This window comes from Gammaproteobacteria bacterium, assembly GCA_029881255.1.
In the GTDB taxonomy this organism is placed as follows: domain Bacteria; phylum Pseudomonadota; class Gammaproteobacteria; order S012-40; family S012-40; genus JAOUMY01.
In genome coordinates this window covers 81,175-101,447 of the sequence record JAOUMY010000014.1, presented here as the reverse complement: position 1 = coordinate 101,447, position 20,273 = coordinate 81,175, and the positions used below count along the sequence as shown (strand labels likewise).

27 protein-coding genes are annotated in these 20,273 nt (G+C 49.9%); 7 read left to right on the top strand and 20 right to left on the bottom strand.

From position 1 onward, the window contains the following. Nucleotides 1–112: 112 nt before the first annotated feature. Entirely contained in the window at nucleotides 113–583 is a 471-nt protein-coding gene (locus OEZ43_19590) for a cytochrome c (protein ID MDH5547788.1), read from the top strand. Between the two features lie 15 nt (nucleotides 584–598). Next, the gene (locus OEZ43_19585) at nucleotides 599–1,192 is read left to right on the top strand and encodes a cytochrome b/b6 domain-containing protein (GenBank protein ID MDH5547787.1); all 594 of its coding nucleotides are present in this window, start codon (nucleotides 599–601) and stop codon (nucleotides 1,190–1,192) included. A gap of 177 nt (nucleotides 1,193–1,369) precedes the next feature. Here the strand turns inward: OEZ43_19585 and OEZ43_19580 are convergent, their stop codons facing one another. Genes OEZ43_19580 through OEZ43_19570 form a run of 3 tightly spaced genes read right to left on the bottom strand, consistent with a single transcriptional unit; the run spans nucleotide 1,370 to nucleotide 3,511 of the window. After that, a complete protein-coding gene (locus OEZ43_19580; protein MDH5547786.1) occupies nucleotides 1,370–1,714 on the bottom strand; it encodes an RnfH family protein in 345 nt (114 codons plus the stop codon). Next, nucleotides 1,701–2,138, bottom strand: a complete 438-nt coding sequence (locus OEZ43_19575; protein MDH5547785.1) for a type II toxin-antitoxin system RatA family toxin — start codon at nucleotides 2,136–2,138, stop codon at nucleotides 1,701–1,703. The genes OEZ43_19580 and OEZ43_19575 overlap by 14 nt, the downstream gene beginning before the upstream one ends. Before the next feature lie 2 nt (nucleotides 2,139–2,140). Continuing rightward, the gene (locus OEZ43_19570; GenBank protein ID MDH5547784.1) at nucleotides 2,141–3,511 is read right to left on the bottom strand and encodes a sodium-dependent transporter; all 1,371 of its coding nucleotides are present in this window, start codon (nucleotides 3,509–3,511) and stop codon (nucleotides 2,141–2,143) included. A gap of 122 nt (nucleotides 3,512–3,633) precedes the next feature. Here OEZ43_19570 and smpB point away from each other — a divergent pair, with 122 nt between their 5' ends. The 4 genes from smpB to OEZ43_19550 all read left to right on the top strand — a co-directional run bounded on the left by smpB (nucleotide 3,634) and on the right by OEZ43_19550 (nucleotide 5,310). After that, a complete protein-coding gene (gene smpB / locus OEZ43_19565) occupies nucleotides 3,634–4,113 on the top strand; it encodes an SsrA-binding protein SmpB (GenBank protein ID MDH5547783.1) in 480 nt (159 codons plus the stop codon). 104 nt (nucleotides 4,114–4,217) lie between these two features. After that, complete coding sequence (locus OEZ43_19560) at nucleotides 4,218–4,673, top strand: hypothetical protein (GenBank protein MDH5547782.1); 456 nt, start codon at nucleotides 4,218–4,220, stop codon at nucleotides 4,671–4,673. Then, nucleotides 4,670–4,984 carry a hypothetical protein gene (locus tag OEZ43_19555; protein ID MDH5547781.1) on the top strand — a complete coding sequence of 105 codons (315 nt, stop codon included), beginning with the start codon at nucleotides 4,670–4,672 and terminating at the stop codon, nucleotides 4,982–4,984. The genes OEZ43_19560 and OEZ43_19555 overlap by 4 nt, the downstream gene beginning before the upstream one ends. Further along, nucleotides 4,981–5,310, top strand: a complete 330-nt coding sequence (locus OEZ43_19550; GenBank protein ID MDH5547780.1) for a hypothetical protein — start codon at nucleotides 4,981–4,983, stop codon at nucleotides 5,308–5,310. Before OEZ43_19555 ends, OEZ43_19550 begins: the two co-directional genes overlap by 4 nt. Before the next feature lie 126 nt (nucleotides 5,311–5,436). Here OEZ43_19550 and rluB read toward each other — a convergent pair whose 3' ends face one another. From rluB to OEZ43_19495, 11 genes are all read right to left on the bottom strand, one after another. Then, nucleotides 5,437–6,237, bottom strand: a complete 801-nt coding sequence (rluB, locus tag OEZ43_19545; GenBank protein ID MDH5547779.1) for a 23S rRNA pseudouridine(2605) synthase RluB — start codon at nucleotides 6,235–6,237, stop codon at nucleotides 5,437–5,439. Further along, the gene (gene scpB, locus OEZ43_19540; protein MDH5547778.1) at nucleotides 6,234–7,166 is read right to left on the bottom strand and encodes an SMC-Scp complex subunit ScpB; all 933 of its coding nucleotides are present in this window, start codon (nucleotides 7,164–7,166) and stop codon (nucleotides 6,234–6,236) included. The genes rluB and scpB overlap by 4 nt, the downstream gene beginning before the upstream one ends. Next, nucleotides 7,167–7,970: a segregation/condensation protein A gene (locus OEZ43_19535; GenBank protein MDH5547777.1), complete on the bottom strand. Its 804-nt coding sequence runs from the start codon at nucleotides 7,968–7,970 to the stop codon at nucleotides 7,167–7,169. Between the two features lie 24 nt (nucleotides 7,971–7,994). Then, nucleotides 7,995–9,212: a tryptophan--tRNA ligase gene (locus tag OEZ43_19530; GenBank protein ID MDH5547776.1), complete on the bottom strand. Its 1,218-nt coding sequence runs from the start codon at nucleotides 9,210–9,212 to the stop codon at nucleotides 7,995–7,997. Between the two features lie 9 nt (nucleotides 9,213–9,221). Beyond that, nucleotides 9,222–9,878 carry a site-2 protease family protein gene (locus OEZ43_19525; protein ID MDH5547775.1) on the bottom strand — a complete coding sequence of 219 codons (657 nt, stop codon included), beginning with the start codon at nucleotides 9,876–9,878 and terminating at the stop codon, nucleotides 9,222–9,224. A 21-nt stretch (nucleotides 9,879–9,899) separates the two neighbouring features. Further along, nucleotides 9,900–10,523 carry an L-threonylcarbamoyladenylate synthase gene (locus OEZ43_19520; GenBank protein ID MDH5547774.1) on the bottom strand — a complete coding sequence of 208 codons (624 nt, stop codon included), beginning with the start codon at nucleotides 10,521–10,523 and terminating at the stop codon, nucleotides 9,900–9,902. A 24-nt stretch (nucleotides 10,524–10,547) separates the two neighbouring features. Next, entirely contained in the window at nucleotides 10,548–11,411 is an 864-nt protein-coding gene (locus tag OEZ43_19515; protein MDH5547773.1) for a PHP domain-containing protein, read from the bottom strand. An 18-nt stretch (nucleotides 11,412–11,429) separates the two neighbouring features. Continuing rightward, nucleotides 11,430–11,816 carry a holo-ACP synthase gene (acpS, locus tag OEZ43_19510; protein MDH5547772.1) on the bottom strand — a complete coding sequence of 129 codons (387 nt, stop codon included), beginning with the start codon at nucleotides 11,814–11,816 and terminating at the stop codon, nucleotides 11,430–11,432. Next, nucleotides 11,813–12,550: a pyridoxine 5'-phosphate synthase gene (gene pdxJ / locus OEZ43_19505; GenBank protein MDH5547771.1), complete on the bottom strand. Its 738-nt coding sequence runs from the start codon at nucleotides 12,548–12,550 to the stop codon at nucleotides 11,813–11,815. The genes acpS and pdxJ overlap by 4 nt, the downstream gene beginning before the upstream one ends. 84 nt (nucleotides 12,551–12,634) lie before the next feature. Beyond that, entirely contained in the window at nucleotides 12,635–13,162 is a 528-nt protein-coding gene (locus OEZ43_19500; protein ID MDH5547770.1) for a glycine cleavage system protein R, read from the bottom strand. A gap of 87 nt (nucleotides 13,163–13,249) precedes the next feature. Then, the gene (locus OEZ43_19495) at nucleotides 13,250–14,194 is read right to left on the bottom strand and encodes a chemotaxis protein (protein MDH5547769.1); all 945 of its coding nucleotides are present in this window, start codon (nucleotides 14,192–14,194) and stop codon (nucleotides 13,250–13,252) included. 225 nt (nucleotides 14,195–14,419) lie between these two features. Here OEZ43_19495 and mtgA point away from each other — a divergent pair, with 225 nt between their 5' ends. Beyond that, nucleotides 14,420–15,184, top strand: coding sequence for a monofunctional biosynthetic peptidoglycan transglycosylase (gene mtgA / locus OEZ43_19490; GenBank protein MDH5547768.1), 765 nt, complete (start codon nucleotides 14,420–14,422; stop codon nucleotides 15,182–15,184). A 7-nt stretch (nucleotides 15,185–15,191) separates the two neighbouring features. Here the strand turns inward: mtgA and OEZ43_19485 are convergent, their stop codons facing one another. From OEZ43_19485 to OEZ43_19460, 6 genes are all read right to left on the bottom strand, one after another. Beyond that, complete coding sequence (locus tag OEZ43_19485) at nucleotides 15,192–16,148, bottom strand: MBL fold metallo-hydrolase (GenBank protein MDH5547767.1); 957 nt, start codon at nucleotides 16,146–16,148, stop codon at nucleotides 15,192–15,194. Between the two features lie 201 nt (nucleotides 16,149–16,349). Continuing rightward, a complete protein-coding gene (locus OEZ43_19480; protein ID MDH5547766.1) occupies nucleotides 16,350–16,658 on the bottom strand; it encodes a hypothetical protein in 309 nt (102 codons plus the stop codon). A gap of 46 nt (nucleotides 16,659–16,704) precedes the next feature. After that, nucleotides 16,705–17,340, bottom strand: a complete 636-nt coding sequence (locus tag OEZ43_19475) for a DUF480 domain-containing protein (GenBank protein MDH5547765.1) — start codon at nucleotides 17,338–17,340, stop codon at nucleotides 16,705–16,707. Between the two features lie 111 nt (nucleotides 17,341–17,451). Next, the gene (tadA, locus tag OEZ43_19470; GenBank protein MDH5547764.1) at nucleotides 17,452–17,931 is read right to left on the bottom strand and encodes a tRNA adenosine(34) deaminase TadA; all 480 of its coding nucleotides are present in this window, start codon (nucleotides 17,929–17,931) and stop codon (nucleotides 17,452–17,454) included. A gap of 9 nt (nucleotides 17,932–17,940) precedes the next feature. Further along, nucleotides 17,941–19,518 carry a glutamine-hydrolyzing GMP synthase gene (guaA, locus tag OEZ43_19465; protein MDH5547763.1) on the bottom strand — a complete coding sequence of 526 codons (1,578 nt, stop codon included), beginning with the start codon at nucleotides 19,516–19,518 and terminating at the stop codon, nucleotides 17,941–17,943. A gap of 152 nt (nucleotides 19,519–19,670) precedes the next feature. After that, complete coding sequence (locus tag OEZ43_19460) at nucleotides 19,671–20,252, bottom strand: TIGR00645 family protein (protein MDH5547762.1); 582 nt, start codon at nucleotides 20,250–20,252, stop codon at nucleotides 19,671–19,673. Nucleotides 20,253–20,273: the final 21 nt, after the last annotated feature.

Sequence of the window (20,273 nt, the reverse complement as noted above, 5' to 3'; positions counted from 1 at the left end):
TGCTCGACGATGCCTGGAACAATAACAAGAACTTATCTTACTCCAGGGAATAAACTCGACTCACCAAACGTTAACCACGTGGAACTATGTAACCATTGAAGGAGAAAAAACGATGAGATTAGTGACCACCGGCATTTTGTTGGCCGCCATGTTTTCTGTTGCCATGCCTACGTTTGCGGCGAAAGATCCGAAGAAAGGGGCGATCAAGGCGCGCCAGGGTGAAATGCAATTGCGGGCTTTTAATGCCGGCCCTTTGTTTGCCATGGCCAAGGGCGATATGCCATACGACGCTAAAAAGGCGCAGATGTTGGCGGATAATCTCAAATTGATGTTGGGGTTAAAAAATGGCGCGGCGTGGATGGAAGGTACGTCAAACAAGGACTATCCCGATGACACCACTGCGCTACCAAAGATCTGGGAAACCTGGCCGAAGATCGCCGACTATGGCAAAGACTACGGCAAGGCGGTCAATGAGCTGGCTTCAGTCGCTGGTAACGGCCAGTCTGAATTAGGTAAAGCGGTAAAGGGTCTGGGCAAGGCCTGCAAGTCATGTCACGATGAGTTTCGCAAGAAGGACGAGTAAACGCGGAGTTTATTCTTGAGCGAATTAAAGCGCGAAAAGATCTGGGACCCGGTGACCCGTGTGTGGCACTGGGTTCTTGTCTTGTGCGTCGGCGTGAGTTGGGGCTTCGGCAAGTTCATGTCGTTTGATAATGTGACCTGGCATTTCTATCTGGGTTACACCATTCTCGGGCTGTTGGCGTTTCGTGTGGCATGGGGGTTTATTGGACCGCAGCCGATCCGTCTTCTTACACTATGGCCGAGACCAGCAGCCATAATCACATACCTCAGGACCTTCCCCCATCCTGTCCCCAGTGGGACGCGTGGACACAGTCCGTTGGGCTCACTTTGGATACTCGCGATATTGTTTCTGCTCATCGCACAAGGCTTTACCGGCTTGTTCATCGACGCCGACGATTTTTTCGAGGAAGGACCGCTGTATGGCAGCGTGTCAGAAAGTACCGCCAAGCTATTTAATCTTTGGCATTACTATATGTCGAATGTGATCCTTGGAATGGTGGTCTTACACGTTTCCGTCATTATTTTCTATTTCGTTTGGAAAAGAGAAAATCTTGTCAAACCGATGGTGAGCGGTTGGAAATGGGTGCGTCTGAAAAAACAAAAGCCGTAGTTATTTTACATTTTATCCTGGCGCATTTTCATTCCCGACGTGGAAATTCCGGGCACCATTAATGTAACTACACTAGCAATATTCCCGATACGGAAATCTGCGCTTAAAACAGGTGACAATTGATTGGAGCAATCCCGATCTGAGCATTTACAGAAATCGCCTCATCAGGACGTGCAACTAACTCCCCTTCTCCTCCTCACTCAAATCACCCCCACCCTTCTTCATCCGTTTCCCTTCTGCCGCACGCTTACGTCTAACTTCTTTCGGGTCAGCAATAAGCGGACGATAGATTTCTACACGATCGTGTTCGCGCAGTTCGGTGTCTTGTTTGACGATTTTGCCAAAGATGCCGAGTTTGTTGTCACCATCAAGATTGATATCGGGAAATTTTTCGAGCAGGCCAGACAAGTTGATGCATTGTATTGCGGTTGTACCGGGTTCGACCTGCAATTCCATCAATACCTGTTTTTCCGGCAAGGCATAGGCGACTTCGACTTTTATTTTGTTGCTATCGTTTGCCATATAATTCCTGTGCGCGTTTGACGAAAGCCTCGACCAGACTGTTACAGATTTGTCCGAAAATAGGGCCTACTGTTTTGTCGAGTATTTTGTTACTGAATTCAAATTCGATATTCAGACTCACCTTGCATGCCTTGTCATTGAGTTGTTCAAAATTCCACAGGCCCTGCAATTTCTTAAACGGGCCTTCCACCAATTCCATTTCGATGCGTTTGCCTTTTTCATTCGCGTTACGCGTGGTGAAAGATTTGTGCAGACCGGCCTTGGCGATTTCGATACTGGCGGTGACACTTTCCTCGACGCGCTCTATTACGTTTGTCGATTTACACCAGGGTAAGAAGCCGGGGTAACTGACAATGTCATCGACCAGGTCGAACATTTGTTCTGCACGGAATGGAACTAAGGCGCTACGTGTTATTGTTTGCATAATTAAAACTTGATAAAACCGATTGCTGACAGAAACACAATGACGACGGCGACCGGTGTGATGAAACGGACTACCGTGCGCCACCATTGATAATGCGTTCCATTGCGTAAATTTAATTCATCCTTGGACATAATTGCCGGTAACATCCAACCGGCGAACACCGCAATAGCGAGACCGCCGAGCGGCAACATGATATTGGACGTTAAGTAATCCAGGATATCAAAAAAGGTTTTGCCAGGAACAAGGTGTACATCGCTCCAGTGATTGAATGACAACACGCTCAACAGGCCCAATGCCCAGGCAATACCACCAGTGACGACACAGGCTTTAATGCGTGACATGTTTTTGTTTTCCACCAGCCATGTCGCGGCGGGTTCGATCAAGGATATCGACGAACTCCACGCGGCGAAGGCGAGTAAAACAAAAAACAAACTTGCAAACAAAACCCCGCCTGGCATTTGCCCAAAGGCAATAGGCAGGGTCACAAAAATCAATCCCGGCCCGGCACCTGGTTCTAATCCGTTAGAAAACACGATCGGAAAAATCGCCAGACCTGCAAGTAGTGCGACCGCCGTATCCGCTGCCGCAATGATTACGCTCGAGCGCGCAATTGACGCATTAGAAGGCAGATAAGCGCCATAAATCATGATCGCGCCCATGCCCAGACTCAAGGTAAAAAACGCATGGCCCATCGCGACTAAGACGCTGTTCGCCGTCAGTTTGCTGAAATCCGGCTCAAACAGGAAACTCACCGCGCGCGCGAATTCCCCCATGCTCATGGCATATCCCACCATCACCAATAACAGGATAAACAAGGCCGGCATGAGAAAACGCACCGCGCTTTCGAGGCCACGCTCTACGCCACGCGCGACCACGATCATGGTCATCAACATAAACACGGTATGCCACGCGAGCAATTCCCACGGGGAAGCGAGCAAGGCGTCGAAGATACCACCGACGGCAACGGCCTCGGCGCCAACAAATGCGCCGTCAGCACTCTTGAAGATATACGATAAGGCCCAACCGGCAATAACACTGTAATACGACAAAATCAGGAATCCGGCGACCATGCCAGACCAGCCAATTATCTGCCACAATCCGTGGGCATTGGCCTCGGTCGTCAGATGGCGCATGGAATTGATCGGTGTGCTGCGCCCGCGTCGCCCGAGCATGATCTCGGCCATCATGATCGGCACGCCGATAATCGCGATACACAACAGGTATACCAGCACAAACGCCCCACCGCCGTTCTCGCCGGTGATGTATGGAAACTTCCAGATATTCCCCAAACCGACAGCAGATCCGGTCGCCGCCAGGATGAATGCCCAGCGCCCTGACCATTCGCCATGTATGGACTTCCTCTGGTCAGCCATATGCATCCCTTTTGCAGTCAATTTAGGCGCATTTTCGGCCAAAACAGCTTGTAACTCAAGCCGCAAGGTATTACTCAGGATACCTACCTGTTTTTGAGAGATATCGTTATACTTACGCCCCTATGTCAAAAGCGAACAAAAAGTCCAAATCCTCTTCCAGCACGATAGTCGTCAATAAAAAGTCACGTCACGATTTTTTTATTGAGGAGACCATCGAAGCGGGCATCGCCCTGGAAGGCTGGGAAGTAAAGAGTCTACGCGCCGGTCGTGTACAGTTGCGCGACAGCTATGTCTTCGTAAAAAACAATGAAGTGTGGCTGACCAACGCCTTAATCACGCCTTTGCCGACGGCCTCCACCCACATCAAGCCAGACCAGAATCGTCTTAAAAAGTTGTTGCTCAATCGACATGAGATCGACCAGCTTATCGGGGCCGTTGATCGTAAGGGATATACGATCGTAGCTCTCGACCTGCACTGGTCCAAAGGGAACGTCAAAGTGAATATCGGCCTGGCCAAGGGCAAGCAGGCCCACGATAAACGCGCGACAGAAAAAGACCGGGACTGGCAGCGAGAGAAGCAGCGTATTCTTCGCGGGCGTTAATCCTGGCAAATTGCTTGGGTATGAAGTATTGTAAAAAACTTTCTTTGAACACCGCTTTTGTTTAGGTGTAAAGTAAAAACAGATCTTGCAAAAGGAATTGTGCAGTGAAAAAAAGAATATTACTCATACATTCACGTTTTCTTATCCTGTTTATCGTAACCCAGCTCCTGTCTGCATGCGCCATCGCCCACCATGTGCAAATAGGCGACATAGACAACCGTCACCCCGATCAACGATTTGAAATCACCGTGAATGAATACGGTGCCAATATTCGTGAGGCTGCACATGTTGCGCAGTCACTTGGTCGACATAACCAAATGGCAAAAGAATTCGAATCTATTGCAAATATAGTTGCTCTGTTTCAGATGGGGCCTACCACCGGCAAACGTGTATATAACGATGTCTATGCCAAAGACATACTAGAGCGCATTTTACTTGCCTGCCCCAGTGGCGACGTTACCGGCTTAACAGCGGTACGGGCATCGCGCTATTTTTCATTTGCCAGTGGAGAATTTGTACAGATAATTGGTTATTGCCGAGATAAAGGCCAGGAATTATGAATAAGAAGTTAATTATCTATTTAGGGATGCTACTAATCGTTATATTGCTCTCCAGTGCGTGCGCAACGCTCAATAGCGTATCCTTAACGCAAATACCAGCGGATCGCAGCAACTTTATAACAGCTTCTGCTCAGCGTTATATCGTACTTGCCCTCAACTTCGATAATAAATATGTGGAGTTCGTCGAAAAACGTCTACGCGATAAATGTCCGGGCGGCGAGATTAAGGGCATACTCACCAAGGACGAAACATTCTTCTTCTTTCTTTTCCAGCTAAAACGCGTGACTGCAAGCGGATACTGTATTAAATGAAACGATTTATCTTCGCATGTCTGATTTTGATTTTTACTAGCGCTTGTACGCACAGCTTACATTTGGTGCATGTCGGTGGAGTCGAGCCGTTTAAGACCAATGCCGGTGAGTATATTTCAGCGACCAGTGAACAGTTTGTTTTTATGGGTCTGGTTGGTGATACATTGTATGTGGAAAGAGCATATGAACAATTTATCGCTCAATGTAAAGGTGGTGAGATTACCGGCGTTACCACTCGCTATTCGACGAGTCATGGCTTCTATTCGTGGACAAATAGAATCTTTCTGCAGGGACGATGCTCCAGAGAAAACACCAGAAAAATCTAAATCAAAACTCTCTACGGATAAACTGTGGTAGGCAAATCTGTTGGACAGTGGTGTTTATAGCCTGCGACAAACCCACAATTTACTGAGAAAAATAGCGCGTCGCGCTCAACCACTAGAGCACCTAAATCATTTTGCCGTGTTTGGAGTAGGTTTCTTTTTTTGCACCAGCTTACGCAATTCACGCAAATCGGTTTCTTCCACATTACACCACTTGCCCGGTTTGAGCGTTCGCGGCAAGGTTATATTGCCGTAGCGTACGCGCATTAAACGGCTGACCTGGATGCCCTGGCTTTCCCACAGTCGACGCACTTCGCGATTACGGCCTTCTTTCAGGACGACATGGTACCAATGGTTTGCGCCGCTGCCACCGGCATCGATAATATCATCGAAGTTGGCTTTGCCATCTTCTAACATCACACCATTACGCAGACTTTCGAGTTGTTCCGCCGACACTTCGCCGAGTACGCGTACGGCATATTCACGTTCTACTTCGTTACTCGGATGCATGAGTTTGTTGGCGAGTTCACCATCGGTTGTCAGCAGTAACAGGCCCGCGGTATTGATATCCAGCCTGCCGACGGTTACCCAACGACCATTGTGTAAGCGCGGCAGGTTATCGAATATGGTTTTGCGTCCTTCCGGATCCTTACGTGTACAAAGTTCACCGAGCGGTTTGTGATACATAATCGTACGCGTATCTTTGCGCGCAAAACGGCGTATGTTAATGAGCTTGCCGTTGATCTTGACCTTGTCGCCATTGTTATAGCGATCACCGAGCTTGGCAGGTTTGCCATTGAGCTCGATACGACCTTCTTCGATCATTTTTTCCAGTTCACGCCGCGAACCATGACCGTTATTGGCGAGAACTTTCTGTAAACGTTCGCCGCTGACTTCGTCGTCTTTCGGACTCGATTTTTTATTTCTCACGAAGATTCGGCCTCAGAAGCTTTATGCTTCTCATCCTCTGATGCGTCGTCTTCGGTGTCTACTTCTTCCAATTGCGCATCGGCATGCGCCACGCGCTCAAGAATATCGGCAACTTCTGTGAACTCATGAACCGCTGCTTCCATTTCCGCTTCGAATTCGCTCGACATGTCCTCGGTCACATGCATGAGATGTTCGAGTTCGTTTGCCTCTTCGACAATTTCCTCGATCTCCACATGTTCGTCAATTACCTCAACTTCCTCTTCCCTGGCTACACCTGCGCGCTCACCCATAATCTCGGCGGCCAGATCGGCGATAGATAGTATACTCTCTTCCTCGTCGACGGCCTCGCTTGTGACTTCTTCCACCATTTCACCTGCCTCGGCAAAGGCAATATCCAACTCATCAAGGTTACGTATCTCGGCCAGTGGCGGAAGCTCTTCAAGACTCTTGAGATCGAAGTAATCAAGAAACTCTTTCGTTGTCGCATACAGCGCAGGCTTACCCGGTACATCACGATGACCGACCACGCGTATCCACTCTCTTTCCTGCAGCGACTTAACAATATTTGTGCTGACACTCACGCCGCGGATGTCTTCGATCTCGCTACGTGTGATCGGTTGACGATAGGCAATCAAGGCAAGTGTTTCTAAAGTCGCACGCGAATACTTCGGCGGTTTTTCTTCCCACATCCGCGCCAGCCATTGCGTAGTCATCGGCACGGCTTGAAAGCGAAAACCGGACGCGACTTCACTCAAGGTGATGCCTCTGTCCTGATAGTCTTCCTGCAGGCGTTCGATCACGGCACGTATGGCCTCTTTGCCTGGCATTTCTTCTTCATCAAACAGTTTTTGGATCTGCTCGATCTTGATGGGTCCGGACGCTGCGAAGATGGCGGCTTCAACAATATGTTTCAGGTCTTGGGGAGTCATTTAAATCGCCTTTACATGTATGGGTCCATAGGGCTCATTCTGTACCAGTTCAATCAGAGAGCCTTTAATCAATTCGAGTACAGCAAGAAACGTCACCACCACGCCTCTCCTGCCTTCTTTCGCATCGAATAACGCAACGAAATCGGTAAACGTATCCGAGTTGAGCTGGCTCAACACCTGTCCCATGCGCTCGCGCACAGACAGGGCTTCCCGTTGAATATGATGATGGGTAAACAACTCGGCGCGTTTCATGACGTCATTCAAGGCTGCCATCATTTCACGCAAATCGACTTCCGGTTGTTTACGGACTATCGCTCTGTCGACAAAAACCGGTTCGGTGACAAAATAGTCGCGACCCAATTGCGGCAATTCGTCGATGTCTTGCGCCGCCTTTTTAAAGCGTTCGTATTCTTGCAATCGACGCACGAGGTCGGCTCGCGGATCGTCTTCTTCCGATTCCTCTACCTGACGCGGCAACAACATGCGTGATTTGATTTCCGCCAGCATCGCCGCCATCACCAGATATTCCGCAGCCAGTTCCAGGTGCAAGTTTTTCATCAGCTCGACATATTCCATGTATTGCTTGGTGATCTCTGCAATCGGAATATTCAAGATATCGAGGTTTTGTTTTTTGATGAGATACAACAACAGGTCGAGCGGACCTTCGAATGTCTCGAGTATGACTTCAAGTGCATCTGGTGGTATGAACAAATCCAGAGGTAATTTTGTAACCGGCACGCCATTGACGAGCGCATAAGTCACTTCTTCCTCTACAGAGGGTTCGACGAGTGTTAAATCGTTCAAAGGAACAGACCTCGGTTGTTGTGCTTAACGATAGTTCAATCCCATACACTGACGCACTTCTTCGATGGTATCCCGCGCCACATCTCTCGCCTTTTCGCAACCCTCGGCGATAATGCTGCGTACGAGTTTGGGATCTCCCATATATTCCTTCGCACGTTCATGTATAGGTTTTTGTTCCTGCAACACCGCATCGATAATGTGTTGCTTGCACTCGATGCAACCGATACCGGCAGTGGTACAGCCCTCTTTCACCCACTCCCTGAGATCTTGAGACGAATACAACAAATGAAACTGCCAGACCGGGCAATTCTGTGGATCACCTGGATCTGTGCGTCTGACCCTGGCCGGATCCGTCGGCATGGTCTTGAGTTTCTTTTCCACCGATTCTGCGTCTTCACGCAATGCGACGGTGTTGCCGTAGGATTTGGACATTTTTTGTCCATCCAGGCCCGGCACCTTGGATTGTGCCGTCAATAGCGGCTGCGGTTCCGGGAGGATGATCTTACCACTGCCTTCCAGATATCCAAACAATCGCTCACGATCACCGATGGAAAGATTGTGCTGATTCTCGAGCAGTGCGCGTCCTGTTTCAAGCGCATCGACATCACCTTGTTCCTGATAACGTTTGCGCTGAGATTCATACAATTTCGCATTCTTGCGCCCCATTTTCACAATGGCAGCCTGGGCCTTTTCCTCGAAGTCAGGCTCACGACCATATAAATGGTTAAAACGTCGCGCCACTTCCCGCGTTAATTCCACGTGCGAAACCTGGTCTTCTCCGACCGGCACCATGCCCGCCTTATACATCAGGATGTCGGCACTCTGTAATAAGGGATAGCCTAAAAACCCATAGGTTGCCAGGTCTTTTTCCTTGAGCTTTTCCTGCTGATCTTTATAGGTAGGAACCCGTTCCAGCCAGCCCAGCGGGGTCATCATCGACAACAATAAATGCAATTCCGCGTGCTCCGGTACGCGTGACTGGATAAACACAGTCGCCGAGTTCGGATTGACACCAGCGGCCAGCCAATCGATGACCATATCCCACACACTTTCCTCGATGACCTGCGGGTTTTCGTAGTGTGTTGTCAGCGCATGCCAGTCGGCGACGAAGAAAAAACATTCGTATTCATGCTGCAAGGTAATCCAGTTCTTGAGTACGCCGTAATAATGACCGAGATGGAGTTTCCCGGTGGGACGCATTCCCGAAAGGATACGTTGGTGGTGACTGGGTACAGGGGTCAATTTTTCCTCCTAAAGAGACGCGATAGCATACATGAAATTCTGCATCAGGTTTACCGGCGTCGCGAGAATAGTACTCAAGAGACCGCTTGCCAATAAAACCATGACGATGATAATGCCATAGGGTTCGATTCGACTCAGTTTCCAGGCCCAGGGCCCAGGCAACAAGGAACTCAACACCCGCCCACCGTCGAGCGGTGGAATTGGCAAAAGGTTTAAAACCATGAGTACGACGTTAATGACGATACCCGCCTGACCCATAAGTAATAGTGGATAGGCAAGAGAGGCACTGTGATTACCACCAAGCGCAATCGCCAGCTTAATCATCAATGCCCAGAATATACCCATTAACAGATTGGCACCCGGACCAGCTGCGGCCACCAGGGCAACATCGCGGCGTTTGTTGCGCAGGTTTTCCCAGGTCACGGGAACCGGTTTGGCCCAGCCGAACAGGAATCCACCCAGGGCAAGTAAAACACCGGGTACTAACAAGGTACCTATCGGATCGATGTGCTTAATGGGATTGAGCGTCAGACGGCCCATCATTTTGGCGGTCGGATCACCGCATATCTTGGCCACCCAGCCGTGGGCGACTTCGTGCACGGTGATAGCGAACAACACCGGCAGCGCCCAGACAGCAAGCGATTGTATTAAACTGAGATTTCCCATTATTTTTGTCGGTTGGGACGATTAGGTAATGATACCAGAGACATCACCCTTACCCTGGCGCAAAACCTCAGGCACACCGTCAAGCAGACTCACGACGGTTGTGGCTTCCAGGCCGCAATTACCACCATCAATGATCAAATCAACCTGGTTCCCAAGCGTGTCGCGCATGTCGTAGGGATCACTCATGGGAAATTCCTCACCAGGTAGTGACAAGGTAGTGCTCATGATTGGCTCCCCAAGGGAATCAAGCAGACTCCTGACAATCGCATTGTCCGGAATACGCACCCCAATAGTTTTACGCTTGGGATTTAGCAAGCGTCGAGGAACTTCGCCCGTCGCAGGTAATATAAATGTATACGGTCCAGGGGTGATATTTTTAATCATACGAAAAGCAACGTTATCCAGGCGCGCATACACACCGACCTCTGCCAGATCACGACACACAAGCGTGAAGTCGTGTTGCGAGTTCACGCCGCGGATACGACGTATTCTATCTACCGCGCCTTTGTCTCCGAGGTGACAGCCCAGGGCGTAACAGGAATCGGTGGGGTAAATCACCACCCCGCCAGAGCGAATGATCGCCACCGCCTGGGCAATCAAGCGTTGCTGAGGATTCTCTGGATGTATCTGAAAAAACTGGCTCATGCACTACCCCAATGTTCACGACGTTTAGTCAAAACGCCAGGTATTCCATATCGGCTCACATCCTGCCGGTAAATCCAGATACTGGCCCAACTCGATTCTCGGATTACCGGGTGTATGAAAGTCTGATCCCACAGATGACAACAAGGCATTTTGTCCAGCGATCTCGGCGATTTTGCGCCGTTCATGCATGGCATGACTGCTGGTTGCCACTTCGATACCACCGCCACCAAAATGCCTGAATTCGTCGATCAAGGCTTTTAGTTTTGTATTCGTCATCTTATAGCGCACCGGGTGGGCGATAACGGCCTGCCCGCCCGCATCGGTAATCCAGCCGACCGCGTTTTCCAGCTCGGTCCACTCACCGCTGACATAGGCTTTGCCCTTGCGCCCTAACCACTTTTTGAAAGCGGCCTGCATATCCCGCGCAGCGCCACATTCGACGAGAAAACGGGCAAAATGCGTGCGTGTTGCCGCCTCTGTACCCGCCATGACGCTGACGGTGTTGAGTGCGTCCGGGATTCCAGCCTTTTCCAGCTTGGCCGCCATCTTTCTTGCGCGTTCCGCGCGCTGTTCACGCAACCCTGCCAGGCCATTTTGCAGGGAAGGATTGGCTGCATCTATCCCAAGCCCGACAACATGTATGGTACGTGCCGACCATGTCACCGAGATCTCGACGCCGTTTATCAAGCGCACACCGTGTTGCTGCGCCGCTGCCGTTGCCTCGGCCAGGCCTTCGGTGCTGTCATGATCCGTCAGCGCCAATACATCAACGCCCTGCTCGGCGGCACGCGCTATCAATTCTGCTGGTCGCAGTGTACCGTCGGAATACGTACTGTGCGTGTGTAAATCGTAAACCGGCAATTTGTCTTCCTCAGATGTTACTGCCAACGGGAAGACAGTTTCCCGCTATACCCTGGCGCTAGTCAGCACCACATAGGCGACGGCATAGTGTCGTTCATCGCTCAGGCTGATGTGCGCCTCGCCAACGCCCAACTTTGCTACCAGATCTTGTGCAGCCCCATGAAAAACCAGTTGAGGCTTACCCAGATCATCATTGACCACTTCGATGTGTTGCAGTGACAGCCCGTCCCGAAATCCCGTGCCTAGCGCCTTGGCAGTAGCCTCTTTGGCGGCAAACCGCTTGGCGAGAAATCCCTGCGGGTTACTGTGTTCGAGATAAGTGGCATACTCACCTGCAGACAAAATGCGTCTGGCGAATCTCTCGCCATGCCGTTCGAGGCCGTCTTTTATTCGTTCAATTTCGACAATATCGGTGCCGATGCCGTGTATCACCTGATTCGTGCCTCACGCATCAGGGTTTTCATTTCGCGAACAGCAGTCTGAAAGCCAACAAATATCGAGCGCGCGACAATGGCGTGACCAATATTCAGTTCGCGCACAGCCGGGATACAAGCAATCTCCTGCACGTTGTGGTAATGCAAACCGTGGCCAGCATTAACATACAAGCCAATACTGTCACCGTATTCTATCGCCGAGGCAATTCTTGCGAGATCCTGCGCTGCTGCCTGCGGCGTTCCAGCATCGGCAAACCGCCCGGTGTGGATTTCGATGACCGGTGCGCCAACGTCTTTCGATGCATCGATCTGACGTGGATCAGCGTCGATAAACATGGATACTCGACTGCCAACAGCAGCCAAACGCTCACAGGCCTCACGCATTTTGGGTAATTGCCCGGCCACGTCCAGTCCACCTTCCGTAGTCAGTTCTTCGCGTCGTTCGGGGACAAGACAGACCTCTTCCGGTCGAATCTTCTCGGCAAAGGCAATCATGTCATCGGTAACTGCCATTTCCAGATTCATCCGCGTTTGCAGGATGTCTTTGAGCATCACGACGTCCCGCTCCTGAATATGACGGCGATCTTCGCGTAGATGCAAAGTGATCGCATCCGCGCCCGCCTGCTCTGCTTCTATAGCAGCCTGAATCGGGTCCGGATATCGTGTCCCCCTTGCCTGACGCAAGGTAGCGACATGGTCGATATTGACCCCTAACAGGATGGCGTGGTTCATGGTCCCGGGTTTCCGTGTGTCGTGAAAGGCGCCGATACTACCATAGTTTTTCCTATTTACCCACGCGCCTTCCGCCTATGAAAATCAGCGTTGCGCCTCGATTTGACCGTCGAGGTTTAGGCTGTCGCAAAAGTCGAGAAATTCGCGTTTAAATTTTCCCACGCTAAGCACAGCGGGCACGCTGATTTGTATATTCACGGCGAACATCGGCGTGCCCGTATGGGCAGCCGCATAGGAGTGGGTTTCCAGCTCTTGTATATTGATATCCCGCGAAGAAAGAAAATCCGTTATGTCGTGCACGATGCCAGGATGATCCATCGATACCACTTCCACCTGGTAATTCAGTGATGCAGCGTCAACTGTACGCGGTCTGGTGCGTTTGGTGTGTATGACAAGACCGAGTTCGTCGCCCCATTTCTGGCTGTGTTGTTCGATTGCGTCTGCGGCGCTCTCAACGCCTTGCACCAGCATGACAATTGTGAACTCTCCACCGAGAACTGCCATTCTGCTTTCAGCGATATTTCCGCCGCAATCGAGGATGCGTTTGGAGAGACCTTTGACTATCCCGCTGCGATCTTCGCCCAATGCAGAAATAACAACATAATGCGACATGGAGAAACTCCCTTATTTAATGGAAGCTCTATTTTGGTAAGAGGAGGAGATTAATTCAAGAAGAAATAGCTGGAAATGTAATTGTGTTCAATCCGGAATCAAGGGCTTTAATGCCGCTGTCAATTCTTTCGGGCTAAACTTGGCAACATAGATATCGGCACCGACGCTCTTACCCATATGCACATTGGCATCGGCGGATAAAGAGGAGTGCATGATGACGGGAATGCCATTGAAGCGCACGTCATTTTTGATTTTTCGCGTTAAGACATAGCCATCCATCTCGGGCATTTCCACGTCGGTGATAATCGCCTGCAGTAACTTATATGTCGGCATGTGTGTGGACTGCGCTCTTTCGGCTATTTCTTCGAGTTTTTCCCAGGCTTCCATACCGTTGCGCGCTGCAACATATTTCACGCCCAGCTGATCCAGCGTCTTTTCGATTTGCTTACGCGCCATAGATGAGTCGTCGGCATAAAGCACATGGACTTCTTTTTCCAGTTCATCCAGTTCCTGGAACTCGTCGATATCATTACCGGCAGCGGCTGTCTCCGCAAGGATACGCTCTACGTCAAGTATCATCACGATACGCTTGTCTTCCAGTTCGGTAACCGCCGTTATTAATCCACCCATTCTGCTAGCCAGCATCGAAGGAGGAACCTTGATGTCATTCCATTCCATGCGCAAAATGTGTTCGACTGAGCTAACGAGCAATCCCTGCGTCTGTTTGTTGTATTCGGTGACGATCAGGATTTTGGGCTCTTCCACTGCGTCCATATTGCAGAACTTGGCCACGTCCAGTACCGGCACCATGGTGCCACGCAGACTGACTAAACCCATTACCGCTGGAGGCATATCCGGTGCCTGAGTAATCTTAGGGGTATGCATGACTTCCCTGACTTTGAATACATTGATGCCGAAGACCTCTTGAACACCGGTCTTACGATCCGTACCCAGGCTAAATAACAATACCTCCAGGCGATTCGCCCCAGCCAGCTTGGTTCTTTCGTCCACTGACTTGATAAAGTTATCCATTCTGCGTGATTCCTCTATGTCTGGTATACGTAAGCACTTGTTTTACGCCCTATATCTGGCTTTACGCCGTTCCCCTTATGATTTTTTCGACCGATTCAAAGCTTTTCTTTACCTTTTGTTGAAGAAAATGAATTTATTACATTGGTTTACGTTACAACCGATCGTGCTGGAAATTCGGGTTTAGGACTCAGGTTTGCTTGTCGAAACAGGTACGGAGAATGTCCTATGGCTAAAAAACGACCTACAAAGCAATCCTGGCAACGAATACGGCAACATTGGCAGAAATTCGTCGCCATGTTTCCGCGTATCGCGCAAGCGATACGCTGGGGCGTGCGTATATTCCTGGTCGTTATTTTGTTGGACATCGGATACCTGATCGGCATTTGGCCTGAGTGGAAGTGGTATGTTTCGGGAGACATACCAAAATCCCGATTCATACACGCGTATGAGCGCGAGTCCTCGCAAAACCCAAACTTACCGCGGCTGCGTTGGCGACCAGTAGGTTTCGACCATATTCCAACCTCTATGCTCCAGGCAGTACTTGCTGCCGAAGATTCGCGGTTTTTTGAGCATAGCGGAATCGACACAGAGGCCTTTCGCAAGGCCATGGAATATAACTGGCAACGCAAAGCGTTCGTCTATGGCGCGAGCACGATTTCGCAACAAACGGTGAAGAATCTTTTTCTCACCGGTTCACGCAACCCTTTTAGAAAGGTGCACGAGTTGTTACTGACGTTTTCGATGGAAAACAATCTGAAGAAAAAACGCATACTGGAGATCTATCTTAACGTAGCGGAATTCGGCACTGGTTTGTATGGTATCGACGCGGCTTCTCGGTTCTATTTTGGCGTACCGGCCTCAATGATGTCACAGATCCAGGCCGTAGAACTTGCCGCCACACTGCCGGCTCCTACGCGCCACAACCCGCGCAAGCGAACGGCGTTTTTTATGAAGCAGCGTGCAAAAATCAAAGGCAATCTTGGCCTGTAACGATGCCTTACTTGCTAAGCGATTTTGCCTCACTGGCAAGAAACACGCGATAGGCGTTACCTCGGTTGGCACGTTCAAACGCCGGGAGTTTATGGAAGCGACGCCAGTCCACCGCGCTATAAGCATCTTCAAAAGACATCAAATCGTCTACCGCTGCGTTCATGGAATCACGTAATAGAATCAGATACGAGCGCGTGAGATCTGCGCCTTGTTCCAGGGAAGTAAAAACACCACCATGTCCGGGAACGATTTGTTTTGCGGGTATCTTGGCCAGGTAATCAATTTTCGCAATCCAGTTTTCGATCTCGTTACCACCCACGAAAGGAATCCGGCCAGTAAAAATCAGATCGCCGCTGAGCAGCACGTCGTCCTGTTTAATGTACAAGGCCAGATCACTATCCGAATGCGCTGAACCAAACTGAATCACATCCATCGTGAGGTCATCGAGTTTGAATTCCTGATCGCCTTCCAATAGCTGATCGGGTTTTACCACACGGGTGTCTTTGTTTATCCAGGGTGAAAGCGATTTGCGGCGCTCATTCAAACGCGCATCCGAAAATTCGGAATTGTAATATCGTTCGGCGCCCTTTGGCGCGTAGATGGTTGCACCCTGCTCCTTCAACACCTGCAAACCATAAATATGGTCTGCATGATAATGACTGATAAAAACAGTGGTTATGGGTTTGGCTGTTAGCTGTCGAATCTGTTCGACGAGCTTTGCGGCCAGGGAAGGAGAACCCAGGGCATCAAACACCAACACACTGTTGGTGGAAATGACAACTGCCGCATTAGAGATAAAGCCCTTATTGTCCGTCGCGATACCGGCTTTGCCTTGAACGTAATAAACATGTTCAGACACTTTTTCCAACGTCATTTGGACATCGATTGCTGGATATACCGTAGCAGCCATCCCCAGACACGGTGAGGCGATGAAAAGAATAAAGGCGAATAGTTGGCGTTTCATGTCAAATTCAATCCGGCAACTCATACAGCGACCCAATCAACGAGACATACTGGACACAAGTATCCTCGGACTAAGTTGGCTAGCGAGTTAGAACAGGGCAACAACAAATGAAAAATCACAATTTACGCCGAGTAATTGAGCATTTTGTATTTTGTTGAGCCCTACTCGCGCACTACATGACTTCAGCAGTGGATACCTGGTTTATTTTGCCGACCAGCTGCCTACGTAGTCGGTCATATCTTCCTGTTTGATGCGCCCCGCGACAAACAGACTGTTCATTTCATCTTGGGTAATTTGATGAGGCTTGCCGCTGGCATCGTGATATTGCCAACACCCTTCAATACACAAGGTCAATAAGGTCACGATAATATCATCGAAACGAATGGCATTGTCTTTGGCGAGGCGGATGAAATCGTCCAGTTTCAAACCACGCCCTAAATGCTGTTGTTCTTCTTTGATCAGGCCTTCAAGGGCGATGTCCCATTTAGGAATATCGATATCGTTACTCATGGTTTCCTGACCTCCGTTAGAAATTAGCGTTAATTGTACAGGCTTTTTATTCTTGCTCAAGCGCCGCCAGACGATCCTCTAACTCAGCCAGTCGTTGTTCCAATGCAAACACGCGCTCTTCAAGATTCATTTCGTGGTCAACACTGGCGTAGGTATTTTTCGATGGCGCGATTTTGTCTCCACTAAACAAATGCGCATAACGACTTTCTCTGCGTCCGGGTTCACGTTCCATGCGCATCACGAAAGGGCCGTCATCGCGACGTATTAACTGGTTGAGCACTTGTTCTACCTGGCTGACGTCGCTAAACGTACACAGGCGATTGGTACGGCTGCGCAATTCACCGGGGGTCTGTGGGCCTCGCAAAAACATAACGGTTAATATACCCAACTCCTGATCGGAGAGACGCAATTCGCCGAATTCGGAATTGGCAAAGCGATGTTTGTATTTTATGACGCGACTGCCCCGTCCGCTCTCCTCGAGGACAAGTCGTCTGGCAATCAAACCATCGAGGATTTGTTGTACCTGTGTTTCGCTAAAATTGACGACGGGTTCGCGATTGCTTTTTTGATTGCAGGCGGTGGTTAAACCATTCAGGGACATGGGGTAGACGTCGGGGGTGGTCTTTTCTTTTTCGATGAGCACTCCGATGACACGGGCTTCTTCGAAACTAAGTGTTTCCATAGGCGGTATCCTGAACGCAATTCGGGCGACTATGATGTAAGAATTTGCGCCCGTTGTCCACGGCGTAAACACCATACCCCTATGATCTTTTGAGATCACATGGCGAAGAGTTCAATTAGAGGGAGAGGATGAATTCCTGCGTACCCGAAAAAAGTCACGCAATAACGACGCGCATTCGGCTTCCAAAACGCCAGATTGAACCTCCATACGGTGATTCAGTTTTTCGTTTGAGGCGATTTGAAACACCGAACCTGCCGCGCCTGTCCGCGGATCAGAAGCACCATACACAAGACGCCCGATACGCGCGTGGACCATCGCACCGGCACACATGGGGCAGGGCTCCAGGCTCACATACAGCGTACTCTCCGCCGGTAAGCGATAATTCTGTATCTGTTGCGCTGCCGAGCGCAGGGCGATAACTTCCGCATGCGCGGTGGGATCATTGAGCGAGATCGATTGGTTCCATCCCTCACCCAGGACCTGATCGTTGGCGACGATGACGGCGCCTACCGGCACTTCACCCTGTTGCTCTGCCCGGCTCGCCAGCTCTAAGGCATATTGCATCCATTTCTGGTCAAGGTCAGCAGACATCGCGACAAATCATTCCCACTCAATCGTCGCCGGCGGTTTACCGGAAATATCATACACCACGCGCGAGATACCCTTGATCTCATTAATAATACGACGCGAACAGTGGTCCAGAAAATCATATGGCAGACGCGCCCAGATCGCCGTCATGAAATCGATGGTTTCGACTGCACGCAAGGCGATTACATAATCGTAACAGCGACCATCACCCATGACGCCAACCGATTTTACTGGCAGAAACACCGCAAAGGCTTGCGAGGTCTTGTCATACAAGTCGTGTTTACGAAGTTCTTCGATAAAGATGTGGTCAGCTAGACGTAATAGATCCGCATATTCCTTTTTAACTTCACCGAGTATGCGCACACCTAAACCTGGGCCAGGAAAGGGATGACGGTAAACCATGTCGTATGGCAAACCGAGTTCAACGCCGAGTTTACGCACCTCGTCTTTAAACAATTCACGCAACGGCTCGACCAGTTTCAGATTCATGTGCTCAGGCAGTCCACCCACGTTGTGGTGTGACTTGATGACGTGTGCTTTGCCGGTCTTGGATCCAGCAGATTCGATGACATCGGGATATATCGTGCCTTGTGCTAGCCACTTGGCATTCGAAAGTTTGTTTGCCTCTTCGTCGAAGATTTCCACGAACAGATTACCGATGATCTTGCGCTTTTTCTCCGGGTCTTCCTCGCCTTTTAATGCGGAAAGAAAACGATCTTCTGCGTCGACACGGATGACTTTGACACCCATGTGCTTGGCGAAGGTGTTCATGACTTGATCACCTTCCTGATACCGAAGTAGACCGTTGTCGACGAATACGCAGGTCAGCTTATCGCCAATAGCACGATGCAATAGCGCAGCAACAACAGATGAATCCACACCACCCGACAGACCGAGTATCACTTCATCGTCACCGACTGACTTGCGCACGTTTTCGATGCTATCGTCGATAATATTGTCTGCCGTCCATAACGTTTCACACGCGCAGATGCCGACAACGAAACGTTCCAGTATGCGACCGCCCTGACGGGTATGTGTAACTTCGGGATGGAACTGAACTGCGTAGTAATCACGTGACTCATCGGCCATAGCGGCAATCGGTGCACTCTCGGTACTGGCCATGAGTTTGAAACCGTCGGGCAACTGGGTAACCTTGTCGCCATGACTCATCCACACATCGAGCATGCCATAGCCTTCCTCGGTGGTGTGGTCTTCAATGTCTTTTAATAGCTTGGTGTGACCGCGCGCGCGTACCTGCGCGTAGCCAAATTCACGTTCATCCGAGGCTTCAACTTTTCCGCCGAGTTGTGCGGCCATGGTCTGCATGCCATAACAAATCCCGAGCACCGGCACGCCGCTATCGAATACCGCTTGCGGTGCCTTGGGTGCAAAATCGCCGTGTACTGATTCAGGGCCACCGGAAAGGATAATCCCTTTTGCACCGAAAGATGCGACATCGGCGTCATCTACGTCGTAGGGATAGATTTCGCAATACACACCGATTTCGCGGACACGACGTGCGATCAACTGGGTATATTGAGAACCGAAGTCCAGGATCAAAATTTTGTGGGCATGAATATCAGCGTGCATAAACTTCACTCTTAGAAAAAAACTGCTATCTCGCCCGTCACGTGGAGTAGGCGACAAGGCCTATGAAACCGTAGGCGACAGGGATGTATTCACAGCGAGTTTCATAGGCCTTGTCGCCTACTCCACGTGACACACCACTGCACTATATTCTGTTAATGCTTTTCCTTTTCACCCGAGTTGTGATCATGATTGAGTATAGACTCGGCTTCACATTCCAACTTTTTCGTTGTCGCTGCAACCTTTTCCATATAGGTAAACAACAAGCCTGAAACGACAAAGGTCAAATGAATACCGACTAACCACCCGACATACTCATAGTTATCCTGTTTTTCCATAAGCATAAATGCTTTAAGCAGTTCGATTCCAGAAATGGCGACGATAGAACCGAATAGCTTAATCTTCAGTTCCGAGAAATCGACCTTGCCCATCCATTTCGGCCTGTCTTCATGACCGGCAGTGTCGATTTTCGACACAAAAATTTCGTAACCGCTAAACACGATAATCAATAATAGGTTCGATACCAGAGTTAGATCGACTAACACCAGAATCTTTAAAATAACGGTACGAAAATCCGCTTCGAGTAATTGCGGAATGAACGTGATGAATTCCTGGAAAAACTTGACCAGAAGCATACCGATGGTGACGACCAGCACGCCATAAAAAGGCGCCAGTATCCAGCGACTTCTGAACAGAAGATCCTCGAGAACCCGCTCCAGACTACCTGCTTTTTTCAAGACCGAATTCTCCAGATTATT